Annotated in this window: 1 protein-coding gene; it reads left to right on the forward strand. The window is 74.8% G+C overall.

Features of this window, described 5'->3' with window-relative positions:
- Window positions 1-5221: SDR family NAD(P)-dependent oxidoreductase (locus tag GT042_RS35450; RefSeq protein WP_161312794.1), on the forward strand; the 5221-nt coding region annotated here is incomplete at both ends.

Here is a 5221-nt window from a genome sequence, read left to right on the forward strand (position 1 = left end):
GACCGGGACGGGCGGGCCGTGCGCACCGTGCTGCCCGCCGCGGCACCGGCGGCCGGCCGGCCGGTCTTCCGGCGCGGAGGAAGCTACCTGGTCACCGGCGGCGGGGGCGGCATCGCGCTGCGCCTCGCCGAGCTGCTGGCCGAGCGCCACGGCGCACGGTTCGTCCTCATGGGCCGCTCCGAGCCCGGAGAACGGATCCGCGCCGCCCGCGCCCGGATCGGCGAGCTGGGCGGAGCCGCCCACTACGTCCGCGGGGACGTGGGGAAGCGGGCCGATGTCGAGAGCGCCGTGCGCCTCGCTCTGCGGGAGTTCGGGGCCCTGCACGGAATCCTGCACTCCGCGGGCATCAACAACGACGCCTATGTGGTGAACAAGGATCCGCGCGACGTGCTCGCGGTGACGACGCCCAAACTCGCCGGCGCCCGGAACCTCGACCTGGCGACCGCCGAACTGCCGTTGGACTTCCTCGCGTTGTTCTCCTCCACCGCCGCCTATCTCTGCATGGCGGGACAGAGCGACTACGCCGCGGCCAACCGGGGCCTGGGCGGGTTCGCCGAGGCCAGGGAGGCCCTGGTGGGAGAGGGGCGCCGCAGCGGCCGTACCGTCTCCGTCTGCTGGCCCCTGTGGAGCGGCGGCGGCATGGGCCTGGAGCAGAGCGACCAGCGAGTGCTGGAGGAACTCCAGGGCATGGTCCCCATGCCGCCGGCCGAGGGCCTCACGGCGCTGGAGGCGGCCGTCCGCGGCGAGGGCGCGGAATGGCTGGCCGTCTACGGGAACCCGTCCAGGGCCGCCGACTTCATCGCCTCACGGATGGCGGACCGGCCGGGCGGAGCGGACCCGGAACACGGCTCCACGGATCCGGCCGCCGTCGCCCCGGCCACCGGCCCCGCGACGAATCCGGACCCCGCCACAACTCCCCGCGCGGACCTGGTCGTCGCCGTCGAGGGGTGGCTGCTGGGGCTCGTCTCGGACACCGTCCGCCTGCCCGCCGGACGGCTCCGCCGCGACCAGGAATTCTCCACCATCGGTGTGGACTCCATCCTGATCAGAAAGCTCACCACCGTACTGGAGGACGAGCTGGGCCCGCAGCCCGTCACGCTCTTCTTCGAGTTCCGCAACGTGGCCGAACTCGCCGCCCGGCTCGTCCGCACGCACGCCGGAGAGCTGACCCGCCTGCTGGCGTCCACCCCGGCCGCACCCGCCGCGGAACAGGCGCCGGCCGTGACCCGGCCGCGGTCCGAGCCCACGGCGACCCAGGAGCCCATCGCCGTCATCGGCCTGGCGGGCCGCTACCCCGGGGGCGAGGACCTGGAGGAGTTCTGGCGGTCCCTGTCCGAGGGGCGCGACTGCGTCGGCGAGATCCCGCCGGACCGCTGGGAGCACGCCGCGTACCACGCTCCCGGAGCCCGCAGGCCCGGCATGTCGTACGGCGACTCCGGCGGCTTCCTGAGAGACGTGGCCCGCTTTGACGCCGCCTACTTCAACGTCTCCCCGCGTGAGGCGGAGCGCAGCGATCCCAAGGAACGGCTCTTCCTGGAGGTCGCCGCGAGCGCCCTCCAGGACGCCGGCCACTCGCGGAGCCTGCTCCACGAGCGCACCCGGGACACCCGCGGACGCCACGCGATCGGCGTCTTCGTCGGTGTCACCGGCTCCTCCTACGGGCTGCTGGGCGCCGAGCAGTGGGGCAGGGGCAACCGCGTGATCGCCCCCGCGATGGACTTCTCGGCCGCCAACCGCCTCTCGTACTGGCTCGACGCGCACGGCCCGAGCATGGTCGTCGACACCGCCTGCTCCGCGTCACTGACCGCGCTCCACCTGGCCTGCGAGAGCCTCCGCTCCGGCGAGAGCCGGATCGCCGTCGCGGGCGGCGTCTGCGTCAACGTCCATCCCAGCAAGTGGGTCGTCCTCTCGGAGCTGCGGATGCTCGCGCCCGGTGGACGCTGCCGGGCCTTCGGCGCGGGAGGGGACGGCTTCGTGCCCGGCGAGGGCGTCGGCGCGGTCGTCCTCAAGCCGCTGTCGGCCGCCGTCGCGGACGGCGACCCGATCCGGGGTGTCATCCGCGGTACGGCCGTCAACCACGGCGGCCGTACGAACGGGTACACCGTGCCCAGTCCGCAGGCCCAGGGCTGGGTGGTCGCCGACGCGCTGCGCGCCGCCGGGGTCGACGCCCGCGATGTCGGGTACGTCGAGGCGCACGGCACCGGCACCCGGTTGGGCGACCCGATCGAGGTGGAGGGGCTGCGCCGGGCCTTCGCCGAGTACACGGACGCGACCGGGTTCTGCGCACTCGGGTCGGTCAAGTCCAACATCGGGCACGCGGAGTCGGCGGCGGGGATCGGCGGCCTCACCAAGATCCTGCTCCAGATGGAGCACCGCACGATCGTGCCCACGCTCCACTGCGAGGAGGAGAACCACTCCCTCGGCCTCGCCGACACCCCGTTCGTGCTGCCCCGTGCCGCCCGGCCCTGGGAGCGGCGCGGCGACCGGCCCCGGCTCGCGGCGCTCAGCTCCTTCGGGGCCGGCGGTGCCAATGCCCATGTCGTCGTCGAGGAGTACCGGCACCCCGTACGGCAACCGGACGCGCCGGCCCGTCCCGAGCTGATCGTGCTGTCCGCGCGCGACGAGGAACGGTTGCGGACCATGGCCGCCCGGCTGGCCGAGCACCTCGAACAGTCCGACGCCACCGTCCCGTTGGACTCGCTGGCCGTCACCCTCCAGCAGGGACGCGACCAGCTCGACACCCGGCTTGCCCTCGTCGTACAGGACACCGCCGAGATCGCCCCCGCCCTGCGCGGCCACCTCGCCGGCCGTGACGTACCCGGCCTGCTCACCGGACGGGCCGACCTGGCCGCGCCGGCCGACGACGACCCGGAACGGCTGGTCCGCCTCGCCGGGGAGGGACCGCTCGGCGAACTCGCCCGCGCGTTCACGGCCGGCGCGGACATCCCCTGGCAGCGCGTCGACCGCCCGGGAGTCCGCCGGGTTCCACTGCCGCCCTATCCCTTCGCGGGGGGCCGCCACTGGATCCGTACGACCGCTCCCGAGCCGGAACCCAAGACCCTCACCGTCCGGCTGGAACCCGCCGACCCACTGGTCGCCGACCACGTGGTGGACGGCCGTCGGCTCGTCGCGGGAGTCCTGCAACTGGAACTCGCCCGAGCCGCCGCCGCGTCGGAAGGCGCCGCTCCCTCGGCCCTGACGGACGTCCGCTGGCGGGTCCCGCTGGAGGTCGCCGACGGCGGGAGCGACGTACGGGTCGCACTGCGTCCGGCCCCCGGCGGTACGGCGTACGAGATCAGTACGGGGGAGGACGACGCCCGGATCGCGCACAGCAGCGGCACGCTCCGCGCCGACCGGAGCGAACCGGCCGAAGACCTCGCGCTGGACGCGCTGCGCGCACGCTGCCCGGAGGCCGTCAGCGGCGAGGAACTCTATGAAAGGGCCGCCGCCGCGGGCCTCGCCTACGGACCCGCCTACCGCGGAGTCCGCCGGCTGCTGCACGGTGCCGGTGAGGCGCTGGCGGAACTGGAGCCGGGACCGGACACCTCCGCCCCCGGTTCCATCCCCGCCGGCCTGATCGACAGCGCGCTGCACGCGGTTCAGGGCATCCTTCCCCCCGAACTCGCGGCCCGCGCCCCCGTGCCGGCCACCGTCGCCGCGGTACGCCTGCTGGGTGAGCCCGCCGCGGCCCGCTACGCGTACGCCCGGCTGCTGCGCTCGGACGCCACCAGCGCCCGCTGCGAGGTGGTCGTCGCCGACGGAAGCGGCCGACCCGTACTCGTCCTGGAGGACTTCACGGTGGCGGGCCGGGCCCGCCCCGCCGGGGAGCCGGTCACCTACCTGCGACCGCAGTGGTCGGCGATCGAACCCCCGCGTCCGGCCGACGCCGGGCGCGGGCGCGCCCTGGTGCTCTCCACCCCGGACGACTTCGGCCTCGGCGCCCGGCTCGCCGAGCGGTTCCCGGGTGCCTCGGTCGCCGACCTCGCCCGCCTCGACCCCGCCACCGAACTGCCGCGGCTGCTCGCGGAGGCGGGCCCCGCCCCCGACGTGTACTTCCTCGGCGGAATCGACCACAGCCGTTACAGCCACGAGGACCTGGACCACCTGGAGCGCAGCCAGGAACGCGGCGCAGTCGCGCTCTTCCACCTGGCCCGCGCCTTCGCCGCCGCCCGTCCGCGCGGGGCCCGGCTGACCGTGGTCACCTGCGGAGTCCAGCAGGTGGACCCGGCCGTGCCCGCCGACAACCCCTTCTCCGCCTCGCTGACCGGGCTGACCCGGTCGCTCGCCAGAGAACTGCCCTTCCTCACGGCCGGTCTGCTAGATCTCGACCCGGCCGAACTCGCCACGGGCAGCGGTACGGAAGCCCTGCTGGACGCGGTCGTGACAGCCGCAGGCCAGGGGCCGGTCGCCGAACGCGCGCTGCGCGGCGGTGTGCTCCTGGAGTGCGGGCTCGCCGAGGTACGGCTGCCGCCCACCGACGACGACGCCCTTCCGCTGCGCCGCGGCGGCCGGTACCTCGTGCTGGGCGGAGCCGGCGGGCTCGGCTCGGTGATCGCCCGTCACCTCGCAGAGCGGTACGGGGCACGGCTCGCGCTCGTCGGCCGGCGGCCCGCCGGGGAACTGCCCGCCGGATACCTCGACGGGCTGCGCGAGGCGGGCGCCGACGTGCTCTACGAGTCGGCCGACGTGACCGACCCCGAGGCGATGCGCCGGGTCGTCCGGGCGGTCCGCGCGCGCTTCGGTTCCCTCGACGGGGTCGTGCACTCCGCATTCGTCCTCGCGGACCGCACTCTGGAGCGGATGGACGAGCCCACCTTCCGCGCCGCCCTCGATCCCAAGGTGCGCGGCTCGGTGGTGCTGGAACAGGTGCTGGCCGACCAGGACCTGGACTTCGTCGCGCTGTTCTCCTCCGCCATCTCGCACACCGCCAACCCCGGCCAGGCCAACTACGCGGCGGGCTCCACCTTCCAGGACGCCTTCGGGCGCTACCTGAGTGCCCGCCTGCGGCGCCCCGTGCGGCTCTTCAACTGGGGCTTCTGGGGCGAGAGCGGTTCGGTGGCCACGGACGAGTACAGGGCCAGGATCACCACCTCAGGAGTGGAACCGCTCAGCGACGAGCAGGGACTGGACGCCTTCCGCCGGGTGCTCGCCGCACCGGTCACGCAGGTGGCGCCCATCCGCCTCGGCACCCCGCCGGCCGGTCCGGCCCGGCGGCTCCAGC

The sequence above is a fragment of the Streptomyces sp. SID3212 genome (assembly GCF_009865405.1).
Classification (GTDB): domain Bacteria; phylum Actinomycetota; class Actinomycetes; order Streptomycetales; family Streptomycetaceae; genus Streptomyces.